The following is a 25,575-nucleotide window of genomic DNA, read 5'->3' as shown; positions in this document are numbered from 1 at the left end:
GGGGCCGCCAGGCGGCCCCGTTTTCAGGCAGCCGGCCCTACGGGCAGCACAACGCGGATGCGGCACCCTCCCAGGTCCGATGCCTGCGGCTGCAAGCTTCCACCATGGGCCTGCACCACGGAGCAACAAATCGCCAGACCCATTCCCAGCCCGTGAGGCTTGGTCGTGTAGAACGCGTCGACCATCCTTTCCTGCTCTTCAGGGGCTATCCCTGGCCCGTTGTCATCCACGCAAATCTCCACGGCACCGTCGATGGTGGCTGCCGAAACCCGGAGCACGCCGTCGCCGCGAAAGCCGGCGAGCGCCTCCAGGGCATTGGTGATGAGGTTGAAGACCAGTTGCTGCAGTTGCACCGGGTCGGCCATGACCGTGAGCCCGGGCTCCAGATCGGTCTGCACCTTCACCTTGCACCTCAGCGCATCTGAAGACGTCAGGCGCACAACCTCCAGCACCACCTCGTCCAGCTTGATGAGCTCGAGCTGCATCGGCGACTGCTTGGCCAGCGAGCGCAAGGCCCGGACGATGCTGGCCGCGCGTTCGCTGTCGGCACGGATGTCCTCAAGCCCGGCGATGGCTTCGTCGAGGTCAGGCCGGTCGCGCTTTAGCCAGCGCAGGCTGGCCGCGGCGTTGGAGCTGATGCCGAGCAATGGCTGGCTGATCTCGTGGGCAATCGACGCGGACAGCTCGTTCATTACTTGCAAGTGCGAACTTCGCGCCAGTTCCGCGCGCGATCGCCGCAGTTCCGCTTCCATCTGCGCACGGGCCTGGTTGTCCTCGGCCAGCCGGGTGTAGACCTTGGCCGTCTGCAGCGAAACCGCCGCCTGCGACGCGAGGATCTCCAGCATGGCCAGGCGCTGGCTGCCAAACAGGTTCGGCACCAGGCGGTTTTCCAGGTACACCAGGCCGATCAGCACGCCCTGGATCACCAGCGGCAGGCACAGCACCGAGCGGGCGTTGCGCTCGCGCAGGTCATGGCGGAAGGCTTCCGGGCACTCGGACAGCGCATCATGCAGCAGCAGCGGTTTCTTGGTGCGCATGGTCGTATTGATGATCGACAGCGGCGCCTGGATCATGAACTTCTGGCAGTTCTCCATGCTGACGTGCAGGCCGGCATCATCGATGTAGGCAACGGCTCCCATCTGGAATTCGGCACCACTGACAATCAGCAGCGCCCCATGGTCGGCGCCGGAGTGCTGGGTCAACTGCCCCATGAGGGTTTCGATCAGCCGTTCGAGCAGGACCTCCTCGGACATGGCACGCGCGGCTTCGATACCGGCCTCCAGGTCCAGGTTCGCCTGGGAGGTGGAACGGCAGGTTTCCTGGATTGGCTGCGTGCGCAGGAAGGGGTGCAAGGCTTCGAGCTGGCGCACCTTGCCCGCCGCGCCCCAGAGGTGAAAACAGTCCCGCGCGATGCGCAGGTGCAGGTTGGCGCCCGAGATTAGCCCGCTGGGGATGCAGACTTCGGCCAGCTGCTCGTGGGCCAGGGCTTGTTCATGGATGAAACCCGCCGCGCTGGCGGCGATCTGCGCCTGATCGAAGCAGCGAATCGCCGCCAGCCCGTCGCCCTCGAGCTTGGCAATGACGCCCTCGATCAACAGCAGCTTGTTGCGGAAGGTCACCGGATTGAAGTGCGCCCACTGGGCGAAGCGTGCGCGAAGCCGGGCGAGTTTTTCGAGCTTTTCTTCACGCGTGCCTGGCGCTTCCGGGCTGCCCAGGGTCAGGCCGCTGAACAGGTGGCAGTCGGCGAGGTTGATATGCGCCGGGGCGGCCCACGCCAGTGCACGGGCGCGGTCGAGGCAGCGCATGGCCTCGTTGATATTGCCCAGGTAGAAATCGGACATGCCCGCGAACAGCGCGCTGAAAAACGCGGTGGTCGGTGACGATACGGCATCTTTGACGGTCCCTTGCCGTGGGCCGCGGTCACGACGGGCGGTTGCGCCGTCGGCCATGGCCAGGACAAAGGCTTGCTGGGCCAGCAATATCGCCTCGATGTCCCGATAGCCCAGGCCCTGAACCCTGCTCAAGCCACGAACGATTTCTCCGGCGACCTCCTGCAAGGGCTGGCCCATGACCAGCGAATCGGAAACCAGGTGATTGCAGGCATAACAGCCCATCGCCAGGTCACCGCTCATGCGGGCCGAGTCGAGGGCGTCCTGCGCGGTGCGCCTGGCGAATGCCATGGGCGCGGTCCAGGCACTGACCTGGTCGAGCGCCAGCAGGGCGCTGGTGAGATCACTCTCGAAACCGTGGCGCTCGATCAGCTTCAGCGCGGCCAGGCAGCAGGAATGCCCGTCATGGTAGGCCGCGAAATGTTCGGCACCCATCACGCCAAACCAGGCCAGCGCGTAGGTGCTGCCGGGCGCAACCCCGTGGGTCAGGGACAGCTCGAGGATCCTGGTCAGGTGCAGGAAGCGGATGTCGTCGTGGACGAAGAATGAGGATGACAGGGTCGCGAGCAGTCCAATGGCAACAATGACCTCCTGGGACTCGGCCTTGGGCAGCGACTCGAGGCAGTGGTGACCACGCTGCTCGATCAAGGCTTGCACCTTGCGGTATTCAGCCTCGATCCGCTGCGGGTCGTTTCCGCGCGCAAGGGTTATTCCCAGCAGGCTCAAGCCTTCGAGCGCGGCCGCGATCGCACCCTCGTAGCGGGAATTCAAGGTTTCCAGGCGTGCGCGAAGCTTCAAGGCCTTGGCGCGGTCGAGCGTGGAGTCTGCCCGCTGCAGGCACTCCTCGATCCAGGTATGCGCTGTGTGCATTCGCGAGCGTTGCATCTCGCACTCCGCCGCGAGGCAGGCGAGCGTGAACGCGTGCGTGCTTCGGGTCGACGGCGCGGCGCCCAGGCGCATCAGGGCTTCGGCCGTCTGAAGGTAGCCAGCCGCCTGCTCACAGGAGCCCGACTCGCGAGCCTGCGCGGCGGCATCTTGCAGCACGACAATGAACGTCTCGCACTCTTCGGCGCTGAAGCCCGCGCCCGCGGCATGCTGCAACTGGTTGGCGATCTCGAACGCCGCCTCATGCAGGCCACGGGCATGGGGCTGTTGCATCGCCCGTGCGATCCGCGCATGCAACCGCGCACGGTCGTGCTCTGGTGTGATCTGGTAGGCGGCTTCCTGCACGCGGTCGTGGGTAAAGCTCAAGGTGGTCTGGCGAACCGACAGAAAGCCCGCGTCCACCAAGGCTTTCAAGTGACTGCTCAGGGCCTCCTTTCCTTGCGTGTGAATGCGCCGCAGCAGCCCCTCCTCGAAACGGCCACCGATGGCGCCAGCGATTCGCAGCACATCACGCTGGATGGCCGGCAGGCGCGCCAGGCGATGCACCATCAGGTCCGCGACGTTGTCGGCATAGCGGTGCTGGGCGACAGCGTCCAGCGACCAGGACCAGCGCATGGCCAGGGTATCGAAGCTCAAAAGCTGGTCCTCGACCATGGCGGTGAGGATCTGCATCACGAAAAAAGGGTTTCCGGCGGTCTTCGCGTGGACCAGCCCGGCGACCTGGCGCGCCTCGTCGGGTGCGACGTGGTAGCGCTCGCAGATCAGTTGCGCGACCGCGCTGACAGGCAGCGGCGGCAGGTCCAGCGTGTGTTGGCGCAGGACCGCTGGCGCGGGCAACGCGGCCAGCTCGACGTGGGGTTGCCAGCCGACATCCGCAGCGTTATCGCGGTGAGCGAATATCAGCAGCAGGTTTTTCGGTGGACGGGCGATCAGCTCACGCAACAGGTGCACCGTGGCGTCATCGGCCCACTGCACATCGTCGAAGAACAGCACCAAGGGTTGCCCGGGGGCGCTGAAAACCTGCAGAAAATCGACCACGGCCCGCAGCTCTTTCTCCAGCGCGACCCGCGAGAGCTTTTCCGGAAAATCGGCCATGGGACCGGTGATCAGTCTGAGCTCAGGCGCCAGTTTGCCGAGCAGCCGGCTGGTACCGCCGCGGCGCTGGCGGATCTGCTGGCTGATCGCATCCAGCTCCGCGCTGTCCCTGGCCAGCAACTGCGTCGTCAGCGATTCAAGAATCGAGATCCACGGGCCATAGGGGATTGCCTGCGCCAGGCTGTTGCACTTGCCCGCCGCCCAGTAGCCATTGGCATGCTCGCGCAGCGCGGCGGTCACCAGGCTCGACTTGCCCATGCCGGTCGCGCCGCTGACGAACACGGCCTGCGGGGTGCTGTCCCGACGCTGGGCCTTGAAGATCTGCGCAAGGGTTCTCAGCTCGCCACTGCGGCCATGCAGCCGCTCGCTGGTAGGCGGCGTGGGGTCGGCGCAGCCCGGCTTGAACACCTCGATGGCCTGGTTGGCGGACCATTGCCGCAGGCAGTGGCTCAGGTCCACCGCCAACGCCTGGGCGCTCTGGTAGCGGGCATCGGGTTCCTTGGCCAGCGCTTTGGCCAGAACCCGGCTGATCGCTTCGGGCACCTCGGGCGCGGCCTCGGCCGCCGTTCTGGGCTGCACCCCGGCATGCAGTTGGCGCCAGTGCTGGATGTCACGTCCCGACAATGGCAACTCGCCCACCAGCATTCGGTACAGGATGGCGCCAAGGGCGTAGATGTCGCTGCGGCGCTCGGTGACCGAGCCGTGCGGGCAGACCTGCTCGGGCGCCAGGTAGGCCCAATCCACCTGTGGTGAGCCGTGGGCGCTGATCAGTTCGGAAGTATCGGCACGGAAGCCGCCCAGCTTCACCCGGTTGGACGCCTCGATGAACAGGTGCCGAGGCTGCAGTGCGCCATGCAGAACATTTCCCTGGTGGGCCAGCGCCAGCGCGTTGGCCGCGCTTGTGGCCAGTTGCAGGAAAGTGTGCAGGGGCGGGCATTCGCCGTCGATGATGTCAGCCACCGAACGGCCTGCCGGGTAGATCAGCAACGGGCCCTCCGCCGAGCGAAGCAGTGCCGAAGGGATCACTGCCCAGGCGGGGTGCAGGCGTACCAGTGAATCACGCTCCAGCCGCTGGCAGGCGGCGGGGGATTCGACCGGCGCCCTGACCGCGATCCAGGTTCTGTCGACCTGTGCGTCCCACAAGTGGAAGTAGCTGAGATCACCCTCGCGAGCGAGCGGGGCGATGGTGCAGCGGGCCAACCAGGCTTCGTTGATCGACGGATCATTATCAACGGGTCCGGAAACGAGGCATTCGTTCAACATCCTGGTTCCTCCTGCGGCCGACATCCTGGGGGCGAGTATACCCATCGGGTTTGCAGCCAGACCCTGCCCCGGCCGGCTTGGCAGAAACGGACCCCATTGTGACCGTAATCGGCCCCGGGCCACGCCGTATGCGGGGCCCAGGGGGACCTATCCCTCGGCATAATTGTACGCAGCGCCAGGCTGGCCTAGAGTGCACGGGGCTGCGCTACCGCTTTGGCCCGCGAAACCGAGAAGATCATGATCCGATTAGGCAATGCACTGGTGTCCCTGGAGCGTCGCGAGGCGTTTCTCGACGGCAAGCCGCTGCCGTTGGGCGGGCGCGCTTTCGAAGTGCTCGCCACGCTGGTTCGCGCCAGGGGCAGGGTGGTCACCAAGGACGAGTTGTTCAGTCAGGTCTGGTCGGGCACCGTGGTGGAGGACAACAACCTCCAGGTGCAGATCTCGATCCTGCGCAAGACGCTCGGCGACAAGAAGGTCATCCAGACGGTCGCGCGCCGCGGCTATCGCCTCGCCGCCGATCTTTCGCCTGGGCAGTCGCCAATGGCCCAGGGCCTCCCCGAGCCATTGCCGCTTGATACCGAAGCGATCGAGCCTGACGAGGATGGCGCGTCCGTGCATGTGCTGGTGGTCGATGATGACCCGTCGGTGCGCGGTGCGCTGGGCCGGTTGTTCCGGTCGCAGGGTATCCCTCATCGCTTGTATGCGTCCGCTGAAGAGCTGATCGAGGGGCAGTGGGACAATCCCTTCGCCTGCCTGCTGCTGGACATCAACCTGCCGGCCGCGACCGGCCTGGAGCTGCAGCATGTGCTGGGCACGCTCGACCGGCCGTGGCCCATCGTGTTCATGACCGGCTACGCGACCATCCCCATGACCGTGCAGGCCATGCGCGCCGGTGCCGTCGAATTTCTCACCAAGCCCTTCGACGAACAGCGACTGCTGGAGCTGCTCGACACGGTCAGGCCGCGTGCCGTCGCCGCGGGCAAGGCCTGGCGGCACGCGCGGCAGGTCAGGGAAAAGTACGCTCGCCTCACCCCGCGTGAACGGGAGGTGTTCGACCTGGTTGTCACGGGCCTGTCGCACAAGCAGATCGCCAACGCGATCGGCACCAGCGAAGTGACCACCAAGGTGCACAAGAAAAACATCATGAACAAGCTGCAGTCCCGGTCGCTTGTCGAGCTACTCGCCATGCACCGCCTGATCGATGCCCGCGAGGGTCAGGGCACTGCATGAACACACCCGGCTCCCCAGACCGCTTTCGGGTGTGTATCGTCGATGATGATGCGTCTGTTCGCAAAAGCCTGGCCAACCTGCTGCGATCCGCGGGCTACGAAACCCTTCTTTTCGAGTCGGGCGAGGATTTTCTGGCCTCGGCCCCGGCGCGCCTGGCCGGCTGCGCCGTGGTTGACCTGCGCATGCCGGGGGTGACTGGCGTGGAGGTCCAGCGTGAGCTTGCCCGCAGGGGCAGCCGTTTGCCGGTGATCTGCATGTCGGCGCACTGGGATGACGCCCTGATGGGCGAGTCGCTGCGTTACGGCGCGGTGGCGTGCCTGGGCAAGCCGTTCAGCGAAGAAGTATTGATCGAGGCGGTCGAGGCCGCGTTTTCCGACTATTGATTCAGCCGCGCACAAGTGGCGCAAAAAGGAACACTTCATGGACCGAATCGACTGCATGCGCGCCTTTGTCGCCACTGTCGACGCCAACGGCTTTGCCGCGGCAGCCCGCAACCTGCACGTGCCTCGCTCGAAAGTCAGCAAGCAGATCCAGGCGCTTGAAGACGTCTTGGGCGTGCAGTTGCTGCTGCGCACGACGCGCAGCCTGCACCTGACCGAAGCTGGCTGCGAATATTACGAAGCCTGCCGTGATGTGATCGCGTCGGTCGAAGAGGCCGAGCAACGTGCCCGCAGTGGTTTGGCCGAGGTGCATGGGGTGTTGCGGGTGAACGCCCCGATGTCGTTCGGACTGTGCCGCCTCGGCCCGTTGTTGCCGCGATTTCATGGCCTGTACCCCAAGGTAGAACTGCAGCTGGTGCTAAGCGACCAGCAGGTCGACCCGATCAAGGGCGGCTTTGATGTCACCTTGCGTATCGCCAGCCTGGCGGACTCGTCCCTGGTGGCGCGGCACTTGTCGCCAGCGCCTCGGGTCATGGTCGCCTCGCCCGCGTACCTCGACCGCGCAGGGGTGCCCGAAACGCCGCGCGACCTCATCCGCCACCAGTGCCTGAACTACGGCTACCTGCAAGGCGGCGCCAGCTTGCAGCTGAGCAAAGGCAGCGAGACCCAGCGCGTGCACGTCACCGGGCCGCTGCATGCCAACAACGGCGACCTGTTGGCCCAAGGTGCCGAGGCGGGCATGGGCGTTGCGTTGCTGCCACTGTTCATCGTCGAGAAGGCGTTGCGTGAGGGGCGACTGGTACAGGTGCTGGCCGACTGGGAAGCACCGCCGATCTCGATCAACGCCGTGTATCCCTCGGCACGCCGGGTGCCGCTGAAAACCCGTGCATTCCTGGATTTCCTGGCCGCTGAACTGGCCGTCGAACCGGTGGCTAGCGTGGGTTGAAATTGGTTTGCCTGTTTCCACCGGCACCACTGGGGTCGTCAGGCGCTTGGACGGTACTGGAGGGCTTCGGCCAGATGCGGCCGGGCAATCGCCTCGACCTGCTCCAGGTCCGCCAGGGTGCGGGCCACCTTAAGCAGGCGATGGGCCGCGCGCAAGGATAGCGTCAGGCGCTCGCAAGCCGTCTCCAGCCATTGCTGATCGTCGGCCCCCAGCGGGCAATGACGACGCAGCCCCTTGAGATCGAGAAAGGCATTGGCGCAGCCTTGTCTTTTCTGCTGCAGCGCCCGCGCCGCGGCCACCACCTCAGCGACGCTGCTGCTGGTATCGCCGCTGGGCTGCTCGGACAGCACGGTGCTTTCCCGCGCTACGGTCAGGTGCAGGTCGATACGGTCCAGCAGGGGGCCGGAGAGTTTGTTGCGATAGCGCTGCACCTGTTCGTTGCTGCAGCGGCAGCGTCCCGTGGGATCGCCCAGGTAACCGCAAGGGCACGGGTTCATGGCAGCGACCAGCTGGAAACGCGCCGGAAAGCGGACCTTGTCCCTGGCTCGGGCGATGACAATCTCACCGGATTCCAATGGTAGGGGTGAATATCACACATTTATAGATTCAGCCCCAAAACGCGCCCAAGCGGAGCTTGGGCACCTTTTGCGGCTCCGCCTTAAAGCAAAGCAGCACGAACACATTCGTGCAGGCTGGACAAATCCAGCCCAAAGCAGCCCTAACAAGTCAGGGCCAGCCGAACAAGTCCGGCTAAAAGCAAAAGCAGACCGAGATCCATTTTTGAAATGTTAAACTGATTAAGTCCGCATATGGTTAACCCGTTGGGCTTACCACCACACTTAACTTCGTTAAGACGCTTCGCTTGCGGTAGTAAGCACGGGTTCCTTGCCGGAAGGGCAGAAGCAAAAGCAGCGCGGACTCCAAAATTAACTATCAACATGAGGATAAAATGAATGGCAAAAAAATAACTTCAATGATTTTCAAAACGCTGAACTACACGAATGAGATCAAGAAAAAATCCACCAATGGGCATGGTGGTCGTCGCCAGTTGTTCAAAAGTCTGCGTCACTCTCTGCGCATTCCTGTAAGCCAGCCCAAGAAGCTGGAATGGTTCGATGAACAATCTCACTTAAATCTAATCTGGCTACCAGAAACCGGAACGATAAAGCTCGACGATTATCCGAAGGAAAAGAGAGAGGCACTTCTTGCCACAATAGCAGACGAAGCAGAAGCGCCAACTGTCGTTAAGAATAATAGAACTGAACTATTAGAAACGCGCACAAAGCTAAAAAATAAAGTCAAGAATGCCAGTAAAAAGGAAACTGACGAAGGCAGCATATTAGCCTTTCAGAATATTCTAAACGTCCAAGGCGTTGCAGACACGGGACAGCTTTTATCCGACCTTGACCAGTTCGACATTAAGCGCAAAAGCCAGAAACTCGACACAGCGAGGCAGTTTCTCGACTGCCATAACGAGATAGAGCGTGGCCCTAAACCACTGATCAAGAAAAATCAGGCAGTCATCCAAGAAGCGTTCTTCAAGTTCCCTGCTCGAAACGAGGTGAAGGGTATAAGCCCAGAAAAGCGCATTGATCTGATTAAGGACTTTTATCAAGCCGCTTTTCCAAATTACCCGATCCATTTTATCGTTCTGCATGGCGATGAAGATTCAGAGCTAACAGAGCACAGCGACCACCCGCACCTTTTCATCTCAACGAAAAACAGTAAAACCGGGCGTTATGATTTACGTGAAACACAAATCAAATTGGTGAATGCCTACCTTGATAGGGTTCGACCAGGAACAGATCACATCAGCGAAAAGCCTGACTATTTAGAATCCCAACTTTTATTTGGCTATTTGCAAGATATGTTTTATGCACATACCAACAACAAACTTTTGAAAAACACGCTTTATCGTGCCCAAAAACACGAAAAAACTCAGGAGCATATGAGCAAGCTCAGGTATATCAACGGAGAAGCAAGAAAACCTAAATCAGAGCGTGAATTTAGCCTATATCAGCAGGTAAAAGAGAAAAGAGATGTGGCATTGAAAAATGCTGAAATGGCAAAACAACAGGCTTTCAAAGCCCGAGATTATGCTATTAAGGCAAATGAGTCTGCCAAGAACGCGCAAGAGCGCCAGAGGCTGGCAGAACAGTCCACAGCCGAAGAACATGAGCAAGCCGCAGCCTATCGCCGTAGCTCGTCAATGAGCCAGCAGACCATCGCAAAAAATAATGCGGAGTCGATACGAATCCAAGCACAGATCACATCCCAAATAGCGCAATTGAAACTATTCAAGGCCAATTTATCTGACTTGGTTGAAGGCGTAGTTAACTGGATTGATGAGTGTTTTTCAAAGCGCAGGCAAGACATACAAGACAAATTTTTGGAGCAGGCTCGAAAAGCCTTTGAACGAGTTAGCACAAACGACCAGACGGAAGACAGAATCTATACAAAAAACGCCGAAGATGAGGTAGATAAACAGCTGAAAATATTAGACGAGTATAAGGATGCTTTTCCCGACCTTCCTAAGTCTGAGGAGGTCAAACGGTCAATAACCAGACCATTTAAAAACTCGTGGTAGTAGTTTAACAGTCACCTACCATTAATTTTTTCAAACACACTCCCTTTGGAGTGATGTTTGTTTTTGCTTCTTTTCTTGGTATTGAAAAAATAATCCATTTCCGAAGTCCCAATCAATCACTCTTCGGTCATTCGCATCCTAAAAACACTTGATTGTACAAATTTTGATGCGCTTGGTATCCTGCTGCCTCCATTGAAGGAGGCAGGGATGATCAACAACGCTTTTAGTCTGTCCGACTACTCTCAAGATCCGCATCAAATCATTACTCCAATTGATTTGGCAACGAGATTTCCAGAGGTCTTGAATATTTCAATTGGGCGGTATCACTCTGATATAGATCTATTCCGCCAGTTGGCGAACGCGTCTAATAGTAGTGATGAACTATTAGAACGTATCAGAGGTGGACGATATAATGCCAAGCAACGAATGACGTTGCTGAAAATTTTCCGACGATGTGTTTGCCCTATCGTTGATACCGAAATGGCGAAGAAGTTAAAAGTTGCGACATCTACGCTTGTCTTGAATTATGGGCAATATTTCAAAGACATTAATGTAGTTAAGGCACAATTTAACAGTTTTTCGACCGCAGAGGAATCGGCATTGGCCGCTCTCGTAGGCGAATACGATACTCGCGGTCAGTCTGGATACATACTTACAGGCTGGTTCTTTGACTGGTTTAATGAGTATTATTCAGGCCGTTTTAATATTAGCGGGCCAAGAGGAGCGGGGAGAGATATTGAACTGCGAACCTTATACGATACGTACGAAGGCGACTTCCCGTGTGACTTCGTAATCACTGACAATAGTAACAATGTTTGCGCTATTGGTTTTGCTCGCTACGACGCAACACGCGGGGGCGCTCAGTCAGATGACCGGACGGGAGGAAACGCAGATAAGGTTTCCAAGGCATCAGCTTTTTGCAACCAATTCGGCCACAGATTTAGAATCATTTTCTTGTCTGATGGCCCCGGTTTGGCACACAAGGATACTTGGATAGAGGCTTGTCGTTTAGATAACTCTTGGGACGGTGCGGTAAGAGTCACGACACTCAAAACCGCACCATCCAGGATCACTCCTGACTGGCTTTTAGGCCGCGATACGCCTGTTGTAGCTCCGCCACTTCGGTTTTAGAGTTTATCGCAGTTAATGCTTCAACATAGAAGTTGAATTCGTTTGATACAAGCTCATGGCGGGCTGTTTCGTTATTGAATAACGGCAGCTCTGCCTGAGCATTGCTGGTGGAATTTATAAAGTCCCCCATAGGCGCGCGACCTGCGGAAAATCTTTTCAAAACAGTTTTCGCAGCGAAGAGCGATTCATCCATTCCAATCCAATCTCGCTGCATAACACTTGCGGCATGAAGAGTTGATCCTGAACCACAGAATGGATCAATCACCAAGTCGCCCGGATTACTGCTGGCTCCAACTATTAGTTTCATCATATTGAAATTTTTTTCTGTTGGGTAGCCTGTCACTAAAACCGACTGATGGTGAGCATCCCGGAACTCTTCCCAATAATCAGTATAGCCAATAGATTTATCACTCGTAAGGTATACTTTGCGCCGAGGGTTGCCAGTTTTAGACCAGTGAATGTCACCAGCCGCATCTAAAATATCTAACTTCTCAGGTGTGTATTGCCAGTGCTTACCGGGAGGCGGCATCATTCCACGCCATTCGCCACCCGTAGCGCCGTGACGAACTCCGGGAGCGTGAATTGGCACAAGTTTATACTGACCTTTTGTATCTACCTTGGGGTATTCTTTGGCAAGCCAATCAGCATCTGGTGTTTTTACCGGTCTGTTCCAGATGTAATTTTTACTTTTGCTGTAACATAGAATGTAATCATTCAAGTTGGCAAAGTTGTTTTTGGTTGAGTTCTTGCTGCTGCATTTTCTGCGAGTGATAAGATTTATAAATTTATCGCGCCCGAAAATTTCATCCAGCAAGAATTTAAGTTCGCCAACCATTTGGTGGCCTATGTGAATGTAGATTGTCCCGTCATCGTCTAATATTTCACGCATCATGATTAAGCGTCTGCGCATAAACTCCAAATATGCTGCTTCCGTTAAGCAGTCATCATACGCATGCTCATTGGTTCTACTGGAAAATCCCATGCCCGTCGCGTAGGGAGGGTCGAGGTAAATTAGCTTTGCCTTCTGTCGATCAGCCACAAGGCGGCTCAATGCAAGCCAATTGTCTGACCAGATAAAACTATTAGGCAGAATAAGATCAGTATTATCTATGCTGTTCTCGCTGAGCTTTAAATATTTAGTAGGCCGATGTTCCAGAATAACAGATTCATCCATTTTTCCGGGATAGCTCAGTGTAACGCGTGCGCCACTCGGTGGGAGAGCAGGCGAAAGCTCGCAAGTTACGGCACGGAGAGAAGCAGATCCACTAATCTCTTTTTTGTTGAGTCCAACAGCCATTTTCAAAAATCCGGTAACCAGAGAGTGTGAGCAATCATACCTATCTCTGATCTGCAAGGCAAACCCGATTGACTGCTTTTCATCGGACATTTAACTGAGAATTTGATCAGGCTGGATCTATGATCAGTTACTCAGTTTTTAACCCGCTTATAAAAACAAACCCCTTAAATTTGCACTTTAAGGGGTAAATGTTAGTTTATATAAAGGAGTAGAGATTGCAGGCCGCCAAGCTATTGAATTTCTACATTTTCAGTTTGCTTATTCAGTTTAACATTTAAGAATCAAGTAGCAAGAGTAAAAAGTAATCTTCTCCTAAAATAATAATAATTTTAGAGGAGAAAATGCGTGATACCGAAACAGCACTTGAACTTTACAGGTCGAAACTTCCAGCCAAGCCCTACCACACAAATAACTATACTTTTGGTAAGCGCGTTGGTTCTTTAAAGTCAGCCCTTAAATCTACCTATTTACAACCGAACTCTCTGACTCATAAGTATTTCATAATACTGGACTTGGACAGCGATACCAGTGTGATGGACTGGACTGACAAAGGCTTGCCAGCGCCGCACCTGATAGTCAGAAACATAGATAATGGTCGTTCTCACATGACCTACATCCTAAAAACATCGGTCAAAATCGACGTGAGCGGGCGTTTAAAACCCCTTAAATACTGTTCGGATGTAGAGCATGGACTTGCTGTCAGGGTGGGCGCAGACATGAATTACAATGGCTTGCTGACCAAGAACCCATTCAACTCATCTGCCTTTAAGGTTCTATCATTCGCTGATCAACCTTATGACCTGGACTACCTTAATGAATTTGTAGATAAAGACCTCGTCAAAAAACAACGCGAAGCCAAAAAGAAGAAAAACATAGAGGATGGTTTTGCATCTGGCAGGAACTGCACTCTGTTCGAGAACCTACGAATCTGGGCATATAATAATTGGCAGCACTATCATCCCGCAGAGTTGCAGTCAGTGATTCATGAGCAGGCAGAGCAATTTAACAAATTTGAATGCCAGTTAGGACGCAGAGAGGTCGATACCATCGCTGATAGTGTCTATCGTTTTATAAACCGTAACTTCTCGATGGAGAGACTTAACGAGTTGAAAAGCGAAAGAGCAAAGCAGTCAAGGCAGAAAAGCTCTGCCAATCTCATATATGTGGATGGGAAGCCGTGGGAAAAAGAGGGAATACCTGAATCAACTTACTATTACAGAGCAAAGAAAAAAGAGCGAATAATTTTGGCGAATGAAAAGCCATGGCAAAAGTTAGGTATAGGTAGGACTAAATGGTATGAGCTTGGCAAACCATCATCTTTATGAAGTGCGGACGAAAAGTTGGAGTTTTACTATATCAGGGATAATAGCCCCGTAGGGGGGCAACTTAGCGAAGGCTTTTCAGATATGCAGCTATAACTTCTCGAAAAAGCGCCATGGGTATTTAAACCAACACGGCGCAAACCTCTATCATTTAGGCTTTCGCATACGGATATGATTACCCCTTACCAAAGCCTCGCATTTCAGGTTATAGATCTCTCCGACTCGGAAGCTGTAAAAGTCTTGTGATTCAACCGGAACAACTTTCTTCTCTATTCTATGGTTCTCATCGTCGAGATCCATTGTAGTCACTAATGCCAAGCAAACAATGCCTTCGTAATCATTCGGGTCATTCCCATTGTCCAAATCGAAATACCAATCCTGAACCGATGAAATGCTGTGAATTTCGATAATTTTTTGTCGCATCATTTGCTCCCTTGTCTACGGTCACACGACCTTAAAATAATTTCGCATTAGGCGCAATAATATTTTTAGTTTAGTTGAAGTATTGGTTCAGGTTGTCTATGCCATATTCTTTTAGTGGGTTGTGCAATTTGAATTGCTTGGCAATTAAATCGACGAATTTCCCTTCGTGGTAGATTTTTCCATAAAGCGTCCTTGTTGACTTTTCAAATTGAAGTTTGAACACGATATCGTTGTTTGTGAAAAACTGATTTAGTCGCAGTCTGCCCTGTTCAGTTCTATAAAGGTCAATAATGTCATTTTCGGAATAGATGTTTATAGCTGTTCTTTTGGTATTTATCTCTGCTTGCAGTTTTGATAGCGCTAATTCTGTTTCGCTAATTTTCAGTTCTGTTTTACTGACTACTTCTAAAAACTCTGCCGGAATAACTCCGCTGGTAAAGCTCGAAAATGATTTGAGCAGGTTCTCTTTGTAGCTTTTTTGCTCCAATAGCAGATTATTTAGCTCGTAGGCTTTTTTATTGTCAGCGGCTTTGCTGGTTTTGCTGGATAGTAGCTTGAATAATAGACCTCTGAAATTTGTGGTTGCGTCTTCTTCCTCAATGGCTCGTTCTTCGGTCATTAGAGGCTCACCGTCGGGTATCTGTAACTGCCAAGGATGCGGATCAAAGTCTTCTCTGGTGGTCGTTTGATAGATCAGTTCCAGTAGCAGGCCAAAAGCCAAGTCGAAACGGAAGCGTGGTTGATCACAACCATTCTTCAATTCTTTTCGGGTGAAACAGTGAAAATACGGGTAAATTATTCCCTTGGGATTCCTCTGTTTTTCAAAAAGCATTGAGGCATTGCAGCATTGGCATTTAATAACATGCCTGAAAATGTTCAGACTTCCGACTGTTTGATTGCCATAATGCTTTCTATCGGCCCGTTTTTTCATAGCCTGAACGGCACTGTTAAAAAGCTCGTATGAGACGATTTGTGGATAATAGTTTTCTACATAACGCTCAAATACTTTTCTTTTGTTTTCGTCCCGACGCTGCGCCATATAAGCGCCAAGGGGGTATTTGGTTTGCAGAAGGTGCTGGACGTTTTTGTTAGTCCATTTTCGTTTTGAATATTCGTTGAGTTTTTTAATCGTTAACGAAACACCTACATGCTGCAAGCTCTCAAAAATATCCCGTATTTCTTTGGCCTCTTCTTCGATGATCTCGAATTTATTTTCCTCGCTATTGAATCGGATGCCATAGGGTGGGTTATGTCCGTTGAAAATTTCCTTTTCATCCTGAGCTAATTTCTTCGCTCTATTCCATGCGGATTTACGGCGTATAGACTTTGTGCGGCTTTCTTCGTGCGCTCGCTTGGCTATTACGCTGAGCAATATATCTTGCTGTAAATCGTCGATTCGGTTGGTTTCGTTGGGCTTTTCATATCTTTGGCCGTCAATTGTCGTGATTAATATCACGCCTTTTTCTAATATGCCGTTAACAAGCTCTTTTGCTTGTAACAGTCTTTGGCGGCTTAACCGATCAATACTTTCGACAAAGATAAAATCACCCGGCTTAATGTGAACGTCATTAAGCATTTCGATTATGTGCTTTAACTTGCCTTTCCTTGTGTTGCTACCATCATGGGCAGAAATCCCCGTATCAGAAAAAATGTTCTCCGGCAGCAGCTCAATGCCCTGTTGCTTGGTAATGGCCTGAATTGAGGCCATTTGACGGTCTACGGAGTCTTTGCCAGCCTCGCCTTGGGCTTTGGACGAGTAACGAATATAGGCGTATGCCGTGGCCATCGCGGGCCTCCTGTCGCACCTGAGAAAGTGTGAGAATACCATCCACCGTTCTCCAGGGGTTCGCGAAGCACTTCCAGGACGCGCCGCTCAAACTCGGGCAGCTCATCGAGAAATAGCACGCCATGGTGCGCCAAGGTGATTTCGCCAGGTTGTGGGCGACCGCCCCCGCCCACCAGCGCCGCGCCCGATGCCGAATGATGGGGATGGCGAAATGGCCGCTGTGGCCAGCTGTTCAGCGGCGCATGCCCACTGACCGACTGGATCGCCGCGACTTCGAGCGCCTCGCCCTCGCTCAGCGGCGGCAGCAGCCCCGGCAGGCGACTGGCGAGCAGCGTCTTGCCGGTGCCAGGCGGGCCCGTGAACAGCAGATTATGCGCGCCTGCCGCAGCCACCAGCAGTGCGCGCTTGGCGGCGAACTGGCCCTGGACTTCGCTGAGGTCGGGGTAAGGGCGGCTTCGCAGGATCAGCCCGTTGGCCGAGTAGGGTGGCAGGGGCGTGCGTCCATCAAGGTGGGCGACCAGTTCCAGCAAATGCCCCACGGCATACACCACCAGGCCCGACGCCAGGCACGCCTCTTCGGCATTTTCCCTGGGCACCACCAGGGCTCGCCCTGCCTCGCGCGCCGCCAAAGCCGCCGGCAACACCCCCTGCACGGGCCGTAGCCCACCGGACAGCGCCAACTCACCCAGGCACTCGAACTCGCTCAGCGTGCTGACCGGCACCTGGCCGCTGGCCGCGAGAATCCCCAGGGCAATGGCCAGGTCATACCGCCCGCCGTCCTTGGGCAGGTCCGCGGGCGCCAGGTTCTGCGTGATGCGCCGCGCCGGGTAATTCAGACCTGAGTTGATGATGGCGCTGCGCACCCGGTCCTTGCTCTCCTTGACCGTGGTTTCCGGCAGGCCGACCAGGGTCAGGTGAGGCAGGCCGTTGGCCAGATGGGTTTCAACGCTGACAGCCGGGGCCAGCACGCCCACCTGGGCGCGGCTGTGAACAAGGGCGAGGGACATGAACACTCCATGATCGAGGAAAGGGCCGCGTCCTGCGGCTCTGAGAGCGTAGGGGAAAGATTGCTTGGCGTAATGGAAAGACTGCGTCTGGATCTTTCATCCCGTCCTCACATCTTCACGACCGGCAACTGGGTCGGCTTCTGTCGATCTGCGCAATGGGACGGTCTTGATTCGCTCAACCGAAAAGCGCTCATCGAGATGGGCAAACTTTGTATTTCCTTATGCGGCATTTGCGCTGCGGTGTGCCCGTGTCTGGCAAAATATCGCGTCATCGAATGGAAAGCGTGCGCATGGGGCTGTTGTACACACCGAAAGTCGGAGAAGTACTGGAGTGCGATTTTGGCGATTTCTCGCAGCCTCCAGTTGCGCCGATTTACAACGGGTTGATCTCACCAGAAATCCGGAAGCGTCGCATGGTCGTGGTTCTTAATGGACGCTTGCCTAACGGCTGCACTTTGGTGGTGCCTATTTCCTCGTCCGGTAACAAAAACGCCGTAGATCGCGGTGTCCATGTGTCCGTGCCCTGCGAACTTTTTACGATCACAAGTTTTTACGACACACGTGAGCGCTGGGCATTGGCGGAGTGCATAACGCATGTGTCAAAGGACAGGCTTTCCCAGATCAAGGACCGTGGCAAGCCCATTCCGACCTACCTGCCTAGACCCAAAGTCACAGAGATTCAAAGAGCCGTGATCAAGGCGATCAGCGCAGCGGCGCTTTTGGAAACACCGCTGTCTGCTGAATCCAGGGCTGCCAAGGCGGATACGGATGCGGTTTGAGTGATGGTAGCAAGATGAGTCGCTTCATTGACATCGAGATAGGATTTGATAAGATCCGCTCACTGGCCTCTGAGCCCTTTGCTTCACCTAGTGCGTTTGACGCCTAGAAAAAACCCGCCTTCACCGGCGGGTTTTTTTGGTCTGAATTTCAGCGATTTTTCGATTCTACATATCCCATCGCCCGGCAGCTATGGCCCGCCGCCAGCTGATTTCCGCTCAGCTTACCGATAGCAGACGAGCATGGCCCCACTCAGTGCTTCACACCCAAAATGATATGCGAAGCCTTTATCAACGCGGTCGCCGCTGCCCCCGGCGCCAGGCCGAGCTCTTGCACCGCGTCGCGGGTCACTATGGCGAACACTTCGGTGCCGCCTGCGAGCTGAAGCACGACTTCCGCGTTGACCGCCCCATCGCCGACCCGCACCACCGTGCCCGGCAGGCTGTTGCGGGCCGACAGCGTGTAGCCGGCCGCATCGGTCATCAGCACCACCCAGGGCGCCTTGACCAAGGCCACGGCGGTTTTGCCGACATTGATACCGAGGTTGTGCAGGCTGGCCATGGTGACCACGGCCACCAGCTTCTCGCCACCCGCGAGGGTCAGCTCGACCTCGGCGTTCACCGCCCCCGGCTGGACGCTGCTGACGGTCCCTTCGAAAACATTGCGTGCACTGACTTTCATGTTCAACCGCTCCGTGTGATCAATTGTTCTTTCGCAGGCTGCCGGCTTCAGGCCTTGACGTACACCCAGGCCGTCAGGCCGGACGCGAGCTCCACGGCCACGCGCGCGTAGTCAGCCACCTCGTACCGGTCAGCCGCCGCCAGCTCTTCTTCACTAATCTGAAACACCATCCCGTCAACACTGTCACCCGCATCGCTGCTCGGCGACACGATGGGGTGATGGCGCTTGCCGCTGGTGGCCAGCACGGCCGGATCGGTGATCTCGACCCAGTCCTGGCGGTAGCCGGGCATGCGGTCGGCCTGGCCGGTCAGCTCGCGGCCGAAGCTTGCCAGCTGCACGGCCTTGTCCTGCAAGGTGCCGTAGGAAAACAGCAGCACGGGATAGTCGCGCGACGCTTGCATGGGGATCACTCCGAGGCAAACGGGGTTGTGGGCGGGACAACAGGGGAGGGAGACGTCGCGGTGGCAGGCGGGTTCATCCGCGCATCCAGCTCGGCCACCTGGGCTTCAAGCGCCTCGAGGCGAGCGCGGGTGCGCGCCAGGACGACCATCTGGCTGTCGAATTCTTCGCGGCTTACCAGGTCGAGCTTGCTGAAGGCGCTTTGCATCAGGGCCTTGAACTGGCCTTCGAGCTCGGCACGCGGTTGGGCGGTGTCGCCACTGAACAGGCGCGACGCCTGGTCGCTCAGGGCGTCGAGTAGGGCTTTGGGCGCGAGCATGTGCGGGCATTCCGGTAATCAGTGAAAGGCTCCGGATTGTAGCACGGGCGTGATTGTGCCCAGGGCTGCACGCTTTTTGCGCACGGTGCGGGGCGGCGGCGCACCGAAGTTGTGCATGGTCTGCATGCTGGCGTCTTGCCAAGCCTGTGGAAATCCTGCAACGCGCTGTTTTATCGAGCTTTATGGAACCTGGCAAGGATTCTGCAATGACCTCTGCGAGCCATGCACTGATGCAGTCCGTCGTGACCAGGCAGTGCTCGGGTGGAGCCGGACGTTCATTTGCCACAGCCGGATTGCGGCGTCGGTCAGGGATTGCGGCCGACGATGCGTTACAAAGCCAGGCGCTGCGCTTAGACTTGAGACGGGTTTGTTTTCCTGGGGCAAGTCCACCATTTCGGGAGAGAGTTTCATGAAGCTAGTCACTGCCATCATCAAGCCGTTCAAGCTGGACGACGTGCGCGAGTCGCTGTCGGAAATCGGCGTGCAAGGCATCACCGTCACCGAGGTCAAAGGCTTCGGTCGGCAGAAGGGCCACACCGAGCTGTATCGCGGCGCCGAGTACGTGGTCGACTTCCTGCCCAAGGTCAAGATCGATGTCGCCATCGACGACAAGGACCTGGACCGGGTGATCGAGGCCATCACCAAGGCAGCCAACACCGGCAAGATCGGTGACGGCAAGATCTTCGTGGTCAATCTGGAGCAGGCGATCCGCATCCGTACCGGCGAAACCGATACCGACGCGATCTGACAACACAGCCTCACCAAACCCCAAAGCCCCAGGAGAAAACAACATGACTCTGCGCAAGCTCGCAGGGCTAGGAGCCCTATTGTCCCTCGCAGTGCCCGGCCTTGCCCTGGCAGAGGAGGCAACCCCTGTGCTGAACTCCGGCGATACCGCCTGGATGCTGACCGCGACAGCACTGGTGCTGTTCATGACGATCCCGGGCCTTGCCCTGTTCTACGGCGGCATGGTGCGTTCCAAGAACGTGCTTTCGGTGATGATGCAGTGCTTCGCCATCACCGGCCTGATGAGTATCCTGTGGGTGGTCTACGGCTACAGCCTGGCGTTCGATACCACCGGTATGGAACAGGGCGTGATCAACCTCAATTCCTTCGTGGGCGGCCTCTCCAAGGCCTTCCTGAGCGGCGTTACGCCGGACAGCCTGACCGCCGCCTTCCCTGAAGCGGTGTTCATCACCTTCCAGATGACCTTCGCCATCATCACCCCGGCGCTGATCGTCGGTGCCTTCGCCGAACGCATGAAGTTCTCGGCGATGCTGATCTTCATGGCCGTCTGGTTCACCCTGGTCTATGCGCCGATCGCGCACATGGTCTGGAGCGGCGATGGTGCCCTGATGTGGGACTGGGGCGTGCTGGACTTCGCCGGTGGCACCGTGGTGCACATCAATGCCGGTATCGCGGGCCTGGTGGCGTGCGTGGTGCTGGGCAAGCGCAAAGGCTACCCGACCACCCCGATGGCTCCGCACAACCTGGGCTACACCCTGATGGGCGCCGCCATGCTGTGGATCGGCTGGTTCGGCTTCAACGCAGGTTCCGCCGCAGCGGCCAACGGCACCGCGGGCATGGCCATGCTGGTCACCCAGATCGCCACCGCCGCCGCTGCCCTGGGCTGGATGTTCGCCGAGTGGATCGGCCACGGCAAGCCAAGCGCACTGGGCATTGCCTCGGGTGTGGTCGCCGGTCTGGTCGCCATCACGCCGGCCGCCGGTACCGTCGGGCCCATGGGCGCCCTGGTGATCGGCCTGTCGTCGGGAGTCATCTGCTACTTCTGCGCCACCAGCCTCAAGCGCAAGCTTGGCTATGACGACTCGCTCGATGCCTTCGGGGTGCACGGTGTCGGCGGTATCGTCGGCGCGATCCTCACCGGCGTGTTCGCGGCCCCCGCCCTGGGCGGCTTTGGCGAGGTACAGGACATCGGCGCGCAGGTCTGGATCCAGACCAAGGGCGTCCTCTTCACCGTGGTCTACACCGCGATCGTAACCTACGTGATCCTCAAGGTGCTGGACAAGGTGATGGGCCTGCGGGTCAGCGACGAAGAAGAGTCGGTGGGTCTCGACCTGGCTCAGCACAACGAGCGTGGCTACAACCTGTAAGCATCATTGGAAAATGTGCCCGGTTCGCCGGGCATTTTTTTGCCTGGATTTTACCCGCAGGGCCGGCTGCAAGCGGTTTGCAGCGAGTGTTCATGCGGGGCGCGACGGGCTTCGCGACTGTGGGCAGAAAACTTACAGGCGGACGGGCGTTTTAGGGACTTTGCTTTTTCCACGGGCGCGCTAGAATGCGCGCCGAAGGGTGCTGATGACCTGTCCGCACACTTCGCCACCCTTTGCTAGGCTTGCCGGGAAGCGCGTTGCCATGGCGCGATTCCGGCACGGTGGCGCTGATATTTTTTCGTCGGGCCTTGCCAGGAGCGGGGCCTGCACGGTGCCTCTGCACTCACTGCAGGGGCGCCCCAGGCGGTGGCCAACCCACGGCCTTTGAATTTTCGCTGGTGACTGTCGGTCTACGGCAACACTGGTCTATAACTAATCTGCTTTTCGCAAGTCATGAGGTAGAACATGAGCGACGACGATCTGGAAAATGATGACCTCGAAGTAGGCGACGAAGACGATGGTGACGAGGGTCTCGAAACCGCGGCTGACGACGTAGAGTCTGGTGCTGGCGACGACGATAGCCCCACCCCGGTTGCCAAAGGCAAGGCCAAGGCTGCGGTGTCGGTTGACGACATGCCCAGCATGGAAGCCAAGCAGAAGGAGCGCGATGCACTGGCCAAGGCGATGGAAGAGTTTCTTTCCCGCGGCGGCAAGGTGCAGGAAGTCGAGGCCAACGTGGTCGCCGATCCGCCCAAGAAGCCGGACAACAAGTACGGCAGCCGCCCTATCTGAGTGGTGCCGTGAGCAGAAAAGCCCGCCGTCGCTGCGGGCTTTTTTGTGGGTGGCGCGGTGGTTTTTTCACTGTGGGAGCGGGCTCACCCTCTCCCACAGGCCGTATCAGCGCCAGCGGGCGAGGACGTCAGGCAGTTGCGAGAGCCGCTGGATCTCGGCATCAGGCGGGGTGTCGGTGGTCCAGGGCTTGCCTTGCGGGTTGAACCACACCGCGCGCAGTCCGGCGCGCTGGGCGCCAGCAATGTCGTCGCCCGGGTGATCACCGATGTGCACGGCGGCGCCAGCCTCTACCTCGGCACGCCGCAGGGCCTCGAGGAACGGCGCGGGATCGGGCTTGCCGATCCCCAGGTCCTCGGCGCACAGGGCAAACCTGAAATAATCCGCCAGCCCCAGCCGGCCTACATCGGCATTGCCATTGGTGACCACGCCCAGGATGTAGTGGTGGCGCAGGATCTCCAGCACCGGCTGCACCTCGGGGAACACTTCGACCTGATGACGGGCATGCAGGAACACCTCGAAACCTTCGTTGGCCAGCTCTTGCGCGTGCTTCTCGCTGTATCCGACCTCTTCAAGCGCTTGAAACAGCACACGCCGGCGCAAGGCGCTGATGCGGTGCTTGAGCCCGGGCTCGGCCTGCACGAGGCGTTCGCGAATGGCATACAGGTGCTCGACCGGCACGCCGCCCAGGGTCGGTGCATTGGCCTCCAGCCAGTCGCGCAGGACGACCTCGGCGCTGGCTATCACTGGCGCGGTGTCCCACAGGGTATCGTCCAGGTCGAAGGTGATCAGCTTGATGGTCATGAGTCGCTGCCTTTGCTGCGTTTGGCCCGTGGATGGGCGCTGTCGTACACCGCCGCCAGGTGCTGGAAGTCCAGGTGAGTGTAGATCTGCGTGGTGGCGATGTCGGCGTGGCCGAGCATCTCTTGCACGGCGCGCAGGTCCTGGGACGACTCGAGCAAATGGCTGGCGAAGGAATGGCGGAGCATGTGCGGGTGCAGGTGCTGCCCGAGCTCGCGCTCGCCGGCGGTCTGCACGCGCAGCTGGATGGCGCGTGGCCCCAGGCGGCGGCCCTGGCGGCTGACGAACACCGCCTTGTCGAGCGGAGCGCTGATGCCGCGCAGCCTGAGCCACTGCTCCAGGGCCTCGCGGGCCTTGCGGCCCACCGGCAGGACACGGGTCTTGCTGCCCTTGCCGTGCACCTGGACCAGGCCGGCGGCGAGGTCGAGCTGGTCCAGGTCGAGGCTGGTCAGCTCCGACAGGCGCAGGCCCGATGAATAGAACAGCTCGAGGATGGCGTGGTCGCGACGGGCGATGAAGTCATCGTCCACGCCGCCGTCGAGCAGCTGCAGGGCGCGGTCGGTGTCCAGGGTCTTGGGCAGGCGCCGCTCGCCCTTTGGCGGCGACAGGCCGTTGGCCGGGTCGTGCTGGCAATGCCCTTCGCGATTGAGGTAGCGGTAGAGGCCCCGCACCGCCGACAGAAGCCTGGCGAGGCTGCGCGAGGACTGGCCGTGATGGTGCTGGCGCGCCACCAGCTGGCGCAGCTGCTGCACCTGCAGGTCATTCCAGCTGCCGATGCCTTGGCTGGCGCAGTACTCCAGCACCTTGTCGAGGTCGCGGCGGTAACCCAGCTGCGTGTGCACGGACACCTGGCGCTCATTGCGCAGGTGCGCGCAATAAGCCTCCAGCTGGCCCTTCATCAGCGCACCGATCGCAGGGTCTGGGTAAAGCGCGGCACCACGCGGCCGAGGACTTCGGCGATGTAGCTCAGAAACAGCGTGCCGACGCTGCTTTTATAGTGCTGCGGGTCGCGGCTGCCGATCGCCAGTACGCCGTGCAGGCCTTGGTGATCCAGGGTCGCGACGGCGCTCGAGCCGACTTCCTTGCGTTGGTCGGCGCCAAACAGAAAGTCGAGCTCGTGATCGCGCAGGTTGCCGCTGACCGTCTTGCCGTTGCCCAACAGCCCGCCGATCGCCTGGTGCGCCTCGGCACTGTTGACCCAGCGGCCCACGGGCGTGGCGTTTTCACCGAACAGGATCAGGCTGACGAAGGGGACCTTGAACTCCTGGCGCAGGCTGTCCTCGACCGCCATCACCACCTCTTCGAGAGTGCCTGCGTCGAGCAGGTCGAGGATCAGCCGGCGGGTCTTGTCGAACAGCCGGTCGTTGTCCCGGGCCACGTCCATCAGTTGCGACAGCCGATGACGCATCTCGATGTTGCGATCGCGCAGCAGCTTGAGCTGGCGTTCCACCAGCGACACGCTGTCGCCGCGCTGATGGGGAATGTGCAACTCGCCAAGCAGCTCGTCACGCGCGGCGAAAAAGGTCGGGTTGGCGCGCAGGTAGCGTGCCACCGCCTCATCATCGAGGTCGCTGGCCTGCGCGTTTGTAGCCTGGTGCTGGTCGGTCATGGCGGAGCCTCGTCTAGAGTCGGACCTGTCCTTCGAACACGCGTACCGCAGGGCCTGTCATCAGCACCGGCTTGCCCGGACCACCCCACTCGATGGACAGGCGGCCACCTGGCAGGTCGAGCGACACCGGCGAATCCATCCAGCCCTGGCTGATCGCGGCCACGGCTGCCGCGCAGGCGCCGGTGCCGCACGCCTGGGTCTCACCGGCGCCACGTTCCCACACACGCAGGTTGGCGCGATGACGGTCGATCACCTGCAGGAAGCCGACATTGACCCGCTGCGGAAAACGCGGGTGGTGCTCGATCTTCGGCCCGAGCTCGTGCACCGGTGCCGTGGCGATGTTATCGACGCGCAGCACGGCATGGGGGTTGCCCATGGACACGGCGGCCAGGTCGACGCGTTGCCCGGCGACGTCCAGGGGATAGCTCAAGGCCTGGGCGGGCGCCTCGAAGGGTATCTCTGCAGGGACCAGGCGCGGAGGGCCCATGTCGACGCAGACCTGGCCATCGTTGCGCACGTCCAGCTCGATGATGCCGCCCTTGGTTTCCACGCGGATGCGCTTCTTCGCGGTCAGGCGCTTGTCGAGCACGAAGCGCGCGAAGCAGCGCGCGCCGTTGCCGCACTGCTCGACTTCCGAGCCATCGGAGTTGAAGATCCGGTAGCGGAAATCCACCTCCGGATTGCTCGGCGCCTCGACGATCAGCAGCTGGTCGAAACCTATGCCGGTATGACGGTCGCCCCATTGCTTGGCGTGCTTGGGCTGGATGTGCGCGTGCTGGCTGACCAGGTCAAGGACCATGAAGTCGTTGCCCAGCCCGTGCATCTTGGTAAAACGCAGCAGCATG

20 protein-coding genes and 2 pseudogenes are annotated in these 25,575 nt (G+C 58.0%); 10 read left to right on the top strand and 12 right to left on the bottom strand.

What is annotated here, in order from left to right; genetic code table 11:
* Positions 1-23: 23 nt before the first annotated feature.
* Entirely contained in the window at positions 24-5,132 is a 5,109-nt protein-coding gene (locus VJS90_RS18195; protein ID WP_324123029.1) for a trifunctional serine/threonine-protein kinase/ATP-binding protein/sensor histidine kinase, read from the bottom strand.
* A gap of 237 nt (positions 5,133-5,369) precedes the next feature.
* Here VJS90_RS18195 and VJS90_RS18190 point away from each other — a divergent pair, with 237 nt between their 5' ends.
* The 3 genes from VJS90_RS18190 to VJS90_RS18180 are packed head-to-tail and all read left to right on the top strand — an operon-like array spanning position 5,370 to position 7,688.
* On the top strand, positions 5,370-6,362 hold the full coding sequence (locus VJS90_RS18190) for a response regulator (RefSeq protein WP_324123028.1): 993 nt from the start codon (positions 5,370-5,372) through the stop codon (positions 6,360-6,362).
* Positions 6,359-6,745, top strand: a complete 387-nt coding sequence (locus VJS90_RS18185) for a response regulator (protein WP_324123027.1) — start codon at positions 6,359-6,361, stop codon at positions 6,743-6,745. The genes VJS90_RS18190 and VJS90_RS18185 overlap by 4 nt, the downstream gene beginning before the upstream one ends.
* A 37-nt stretch (positions 6,746-6,782) precedes the next feature.
* Positions 6,783-7,688 (top strand): LysR family transcriptional regulator, encoded by a 906-nt coding sequence (locus tag VJS90_RS18180; protein WP_324123026.1) that lies wholly within the window; start codon positions 6,783-6,785, stop codon positions 7,686-7,688.
* Between the two features lie 38 nt (positions 7,689-7,726).
* On the opposite strand, the pseudogene VJS90_RS18175 reads toward VJS90_RS18180, so the two are convergent.
* Positions 7,727-8,266: pseudogene (locus VJS90_RS18175) on the bottom strand (ATP-binding protein); the annotation flags it as partial.
* Positions 8,267-8,637: 371 nt separating this feature from the next.
* Here VJS90_RS18175 and VJS90_RS18170 point away from each other — a divergent pair.
* Together VJS90_RS18170 and VJS90_RS18165 are read left to right on the top strand one after the other, a co-directional pair.
* Entirely contained in the window at positions 8,638-10,275 is a 1,638-nt protein-coding gene (locus VJS90_RS18170; RefSeq protein ID WP_324123025.1) for a hypothetical protein, read from the top strand.
* Between the two features lie 207 nt (positions 10,276-10,482).
* Positions 10,483-11,406, top strand: coding sequence for a hypothetical protein (locus VJS90_RS18165; RefSeq protein ID WP_324123024.1), 924 nt, complete (start codon positions 10,483-10,485; stop codon positions 11,404-11,406).
* Here the strand turns inward: VJS90_RS18165 and VJS90_RS18160 are convergent.
* Positions 11,345-12,793: a site-specific DNA-methyltransferase gene (locus VJS90_RS18160; protein WP_324123023.1), complete on the bottom strand. Its 1,449-nt coding sequence runs from the start codon at positions 12,791-12,793 to the stop codon at positions 11,345-11,347. The genes VJS90_RS18165 and VJS90_RS18160 overlap by 62 nt on opposite strands.
* Positions 12,794-13,044: 251 nt before the next feature.
* Between VJS90_RS18160 and VJS90_RS18155 the strand changes: the two genes are divergently transcribed.
* The gene (locus VJS90_RS18155; RefSeq protein ID WP_324123022.1) at positions 13,045-14,028 is read left to right on the top strand and encodes a replication initiation protein; all 984 of its coding nucleotides are present in this window, start codon (positions 13,045-13,047) and stop codon (positions 14,026-14,028) included.
* 490 nt (positions 14,029-14,518) lie between these two features.
* Here the strand turns inward: VJS90_RS18155 and VJS90_RS18150 are convergent, their stop codons facing one another.
* Complete coding sequence (locus VJS90_RS18150; RefSeq protein ID WP_324123021.1) at positions 14,519-16,234, bottom strand: recombinase family protein; 1,716 nt, start codon at positions 16,232-16,234, stop codon at positions 14,519-14,521.
* Positions 16,228-17,241: pseudogene (locus tag VJS90_RS18145) on the bottom strand (YifB family Mg chelatase-like AAA ATPase); the annotation flags it as partial. The pseudogene VJS90_RS18145 and the gene VJS90_RS18150, both read right to left, overlap by 7 nt.
* A gap of 275 nt (positions 17,242-17,516) precedes the next feature.
* On the opposite strand from VJS90_RS18145, the gene VJS90_RS18140 reads away from it, so the two are divergent.
* On the top strand, positions 17,517-18,020 hold the full coding sequence (locus tag VJS90_RS18140; protein ID WP_324123020.1) for a type II toxin-antitoxin system PemK/MazF family toxin: 504 nt from the start codon (positions 17,517-17,519) through the stop codon (positions 18,018-18,020).
* A 250-nt stretch (positions 18,021-18,270) separates the two neighbouring features.
* Here the strand turns inward: VJS90_RS18140 and VJS90_RS18135 are convergent, their stop codons facing one another.
* The 3 genes from VJS90_RS18135 to VJS90_RS18125 are packed head-to-tail and all read right to left on the bottom strand — an operon-like array spanning position 18,271 to position 19,417.
* Positions 18,271-18,699 (bottom strand): TOBE domain-containing protein, encoded by a 429-nt coding sequence (locus VJS90_RS18135; protein WP_324123019.1) that lies wholly within the window; start codon positions 18,697-18,699, stop codon positions 18,271-18,273.
* A gap of 47 nt (positions 18,700-18,746) precedes the next feature.
* Positions 18,747-19,100, bottom strand: coding sequence for a gamma-glutamylcyclotransferase family protein (locus VJS90_RS18130; protein WP_324123018.1), 354 nt, complete (start codon positions 19,098-19,100; stop codon positions 18,747-18,749).
* 5 nt (positions 19,101-19,105) lie between these two features.
* Positions 19,106-19,417: an accessory factor UbiK family protein gene (locus VJS90_RS18125; protein WP_324123017.1), complete on the bottom strand. Its 312-nt coding sequence runs from the start codon at positions 19,415-19,417 to the stop codon at positions 19,106-19,108.
* A 409-nt stretch (positions 19,418-19,826) separates the two neighbouring features.
* Between VJS90_RS18125 and glnK the strand changes: the two genes are divergently transcribed.
* The 3 genes from glnK to sutA all read left to right on the top strand — a co-directional run bounded on the left by glnK (position 19,827) and on the right by sutA (position 22,323).
* Complete coding sequence (gene glnK / locus VJS90_RS18120) at positions 19,827-20,165, top strand: P-II family nitrogen regulator (RefSeq protein ID WP_002555808.1); 339 nt, start codon at positions 19,827-19,829, stop codon at positions 20,163-20,165.
* A gap of 43 nt (positions 20,166-20,208) precedes the next feature.
* Positions 20,209-21,531 carry an ammonium transporter gene (locus tag VJS90_RS18115; protein ID WP_324123016.1) on the top strand — a complete coding sequence of 441 codons (1,323 nt, stop codon included), beginning with the start codon at positions 20,209-20,211 and terminating at the stop codon, positions 21,529-21,531.
* A gap of 465 nt (positions 21,532-21,996) precedes the next feature.
* Positions 21,997-22,323, top strand: coding sequence for a transcriptional regulator SutA (sutA, locus tag VJS90_RS18110; protein ID WP_324123015.1), 327 nt, complete (start codon positions 21,997-21,999; stop codon positions 22,321-22,323).
* Positions 22,324-22,428: 105 nt separating this feature from the next.
* On the opposite strand, the gene VJS90_RS18105 is transcribed toward sutA, so the two are convergent.
* From VJS90_RS18105 to dapF, 4 genes are read right to left on the bottom strand one after another with little or no spacing between them, the layout of a single operon-like run.
* Positions 22,429-23,124, bottom strand: coding sequence for an HAD-IA family hydrolase (locus VJS90_RS18105; protein ID WP_324123014.1), 696 nt, complete (start codon positions 23,122-23,124; stop codon positions 22,429-22,431).
* Positions 23,121-24,020 (bottom strand): tyrosine recombinase XerC, encoded by a 900-nt coding sequence (gene xerC / locus VJS90_RS18100; protein WP_324123013.1) that lies wholly within the window; start codon positions 24,018-24,020, stop codon positions 23,121-23,123. Before xerC ends, VJS90_RS18105 begins: the two co-directional genes overlap by 4 nt.
* Positions 24,020-24,730: a DUF484 family protein gene (locus VJS90_RS18095; protein ID WP_324123012.1), complete on the bottom strand. Its 711-nt coding sequence runs from the start codon at positions 24,728-24,730 to the stop codon at positions 24,020-24,022. The genes xerC and VJS90_RS18095 overlap by 1 nt, the downstream gene beginning before the upstream one ends.
* Before the next feature lie 13 nt (positions 24,731-24,743).
* Positions 24,744-25,574: a diaminopimelate epimerase gene (dapF, locus tag VJS90_RS18090; protein WP_324123011.1), complete on the bottom strand. Its 831-nt coding sequence runs from the start codon at positions 25,572-25,574 to the stop codon at positions 24,744-24,746.
* Position 25,575: the final 1 nt, after the last annotated feature.

This window comes from Pseudomonas sp. (assembly GCF_035277045.1).
Taxonomy (GTDB): domain Bacteria; phylum Pseudomonadota; class Gammaproteobacteria; order Pseudomonadales; family Pseudomonadaceae; genus Aquipseudomonas.
The sequence above is the reverse complement of the archived record's forward strand: the minus strand, read 5'-3'. Positions and strand labels throughout refer to the sequence as shown.

Bases quoted from the DNA above. Each gene is read 5' to 3' on its own strand.
- VJS90_RS18195 (WP_324123029.1), bottom strand. From the start codon at position 5,132: ATGTTGAACGAATGCCTCGTTTCCGGACCCGTTGATAATGATCCGTCG.
- VJS90_RS18185 (WP_324123027.1), top strand. From the start codon at position 6,359: ATGAACACACCCGGCTCCCCAGACCGCTTTCGGGTGTGTATCGTCGAT.
- glnK (WP_002555808.1), top strand. From the start codon at position 19,827: ATGAAGCTAGTCACTGCCATCATCAAGCCGTTCAAGCTGGACGACGTG.
- VJS90_RS18190 (WP_324123028.1), top strand. From the start codon at position 5,370: ATGATCCGATTAGGCAATGCACTGGTGTCCCTGGAGCGTCGCGAGGCG.
- VJS90_RS18125 (WP_324123017.1), bottom strand. From the start codon at position 19,417: ATGCTCGCGCCCAAAGCCCTACTCGACGCCCTGAGCGACCAGGCGTCG.
- VJS90_RS18130 (WP_324123018.1), bottom strand. From the start codon at position 19,100: ATGCAAGCGTCGCGCGACTATCCCGTGCTGCTGTTTTCCTACGGCACC.
- VJS90_RS18095 (WP_324123012.1), bottom strand. From the start codon at position 24,730: ATGACCGACCAGCACCAGGCTACAAACGCGCAGGCCAGCGACCTCGAT.
- VJS90_RS18135 (WP_324123019.1), bottom strand. From the start codon at position 18,699: ATGAAAGTCAGTGCACGCAATGTTTTCGAAGGGACCGTCAGCAGCGTC.
- VJS90_RS18165 (WP_324123024.1), top strand. From the start codon at position 10,483: ATGATCAACAACGCTTTTAGTCTGTCCGACTACTCTCAAGATCCGCAT.
- dapF (WP_324123011.1), bottom strand. From the start codon at position 25,574: ATGCTGCTGCGTTTTACCAAGATGCACGGGCTGGGCAACGACTTCATG.
- VJS90_RS18180 (WP_324123026.1), top strand. From the start codon at position 6,783: ATGGACCGAATCGACTGCATGCGCGCCTTTGTCGCCACTGTCGACGCC.
- VJS90_RS18140 (WP_324123020.1), top strand. From the start codon at position 17,517: ATGGAAAGCGTGCGCATGGGGCTGTTGTACACACCGAAAGTCGGAGAA.
- VJS90_RS18105 (WP_324123014.1), bottom strand. From the start codon at position 23,124: ATGACCATCAAGCTGATCACCTTCGACCTGGACGATACCCTGTGGGAC.
- VJS90_RS18160 (WP_324123023.1), bottom strand. From the start codon at position 12,793: ATGTCCGATGAAAAGCAGTCAATCGGGTTTGCCTTGCAGATCAGAGAT.
- xerC (WP_324123013.1), bottom strand. From the start codon at position 24,020: ATGAAGGGCCAGCTGGAGGCTTATTGCGCGCACCTGCGCAATGAGCGC.
- VJS90_RS18150 (WP_324123021.1), bottom strand. From the start codon at position 16,234: ATGGCCACGGCATACGCCTATATTCGTTACTCGTCCAAAGCCCAAGGC.
- VJS90_RS18170 (WP_324123025.1), top strand. From the start codon at position 8,638: ATGAATGGCAAAAAAATAACTTCAATGATTTTCAAAACGCTGAACTAC.
- VJS90_RS18115 (WP_324123016.1), top strand. From the start codon at position 20,209: ATGACTCTGCGCAAGCTCGCAGGGCTAGGAGCCCTATTGTCCCTCGCA.
- sutA (WP_324123015.1), top strand. From the start codon at position 21,997: ATGAGCGACGACGATCTGGAAAATGATGACCTCGAAGTAGGCGACGAA.
- VJS90_RS18155 (WP_324123022.1), top strand. From the start codon at position 13,045: ATGCGTGATACCGAAACAGCACTTGAACTTTACAGGTCGAAACTTCCA.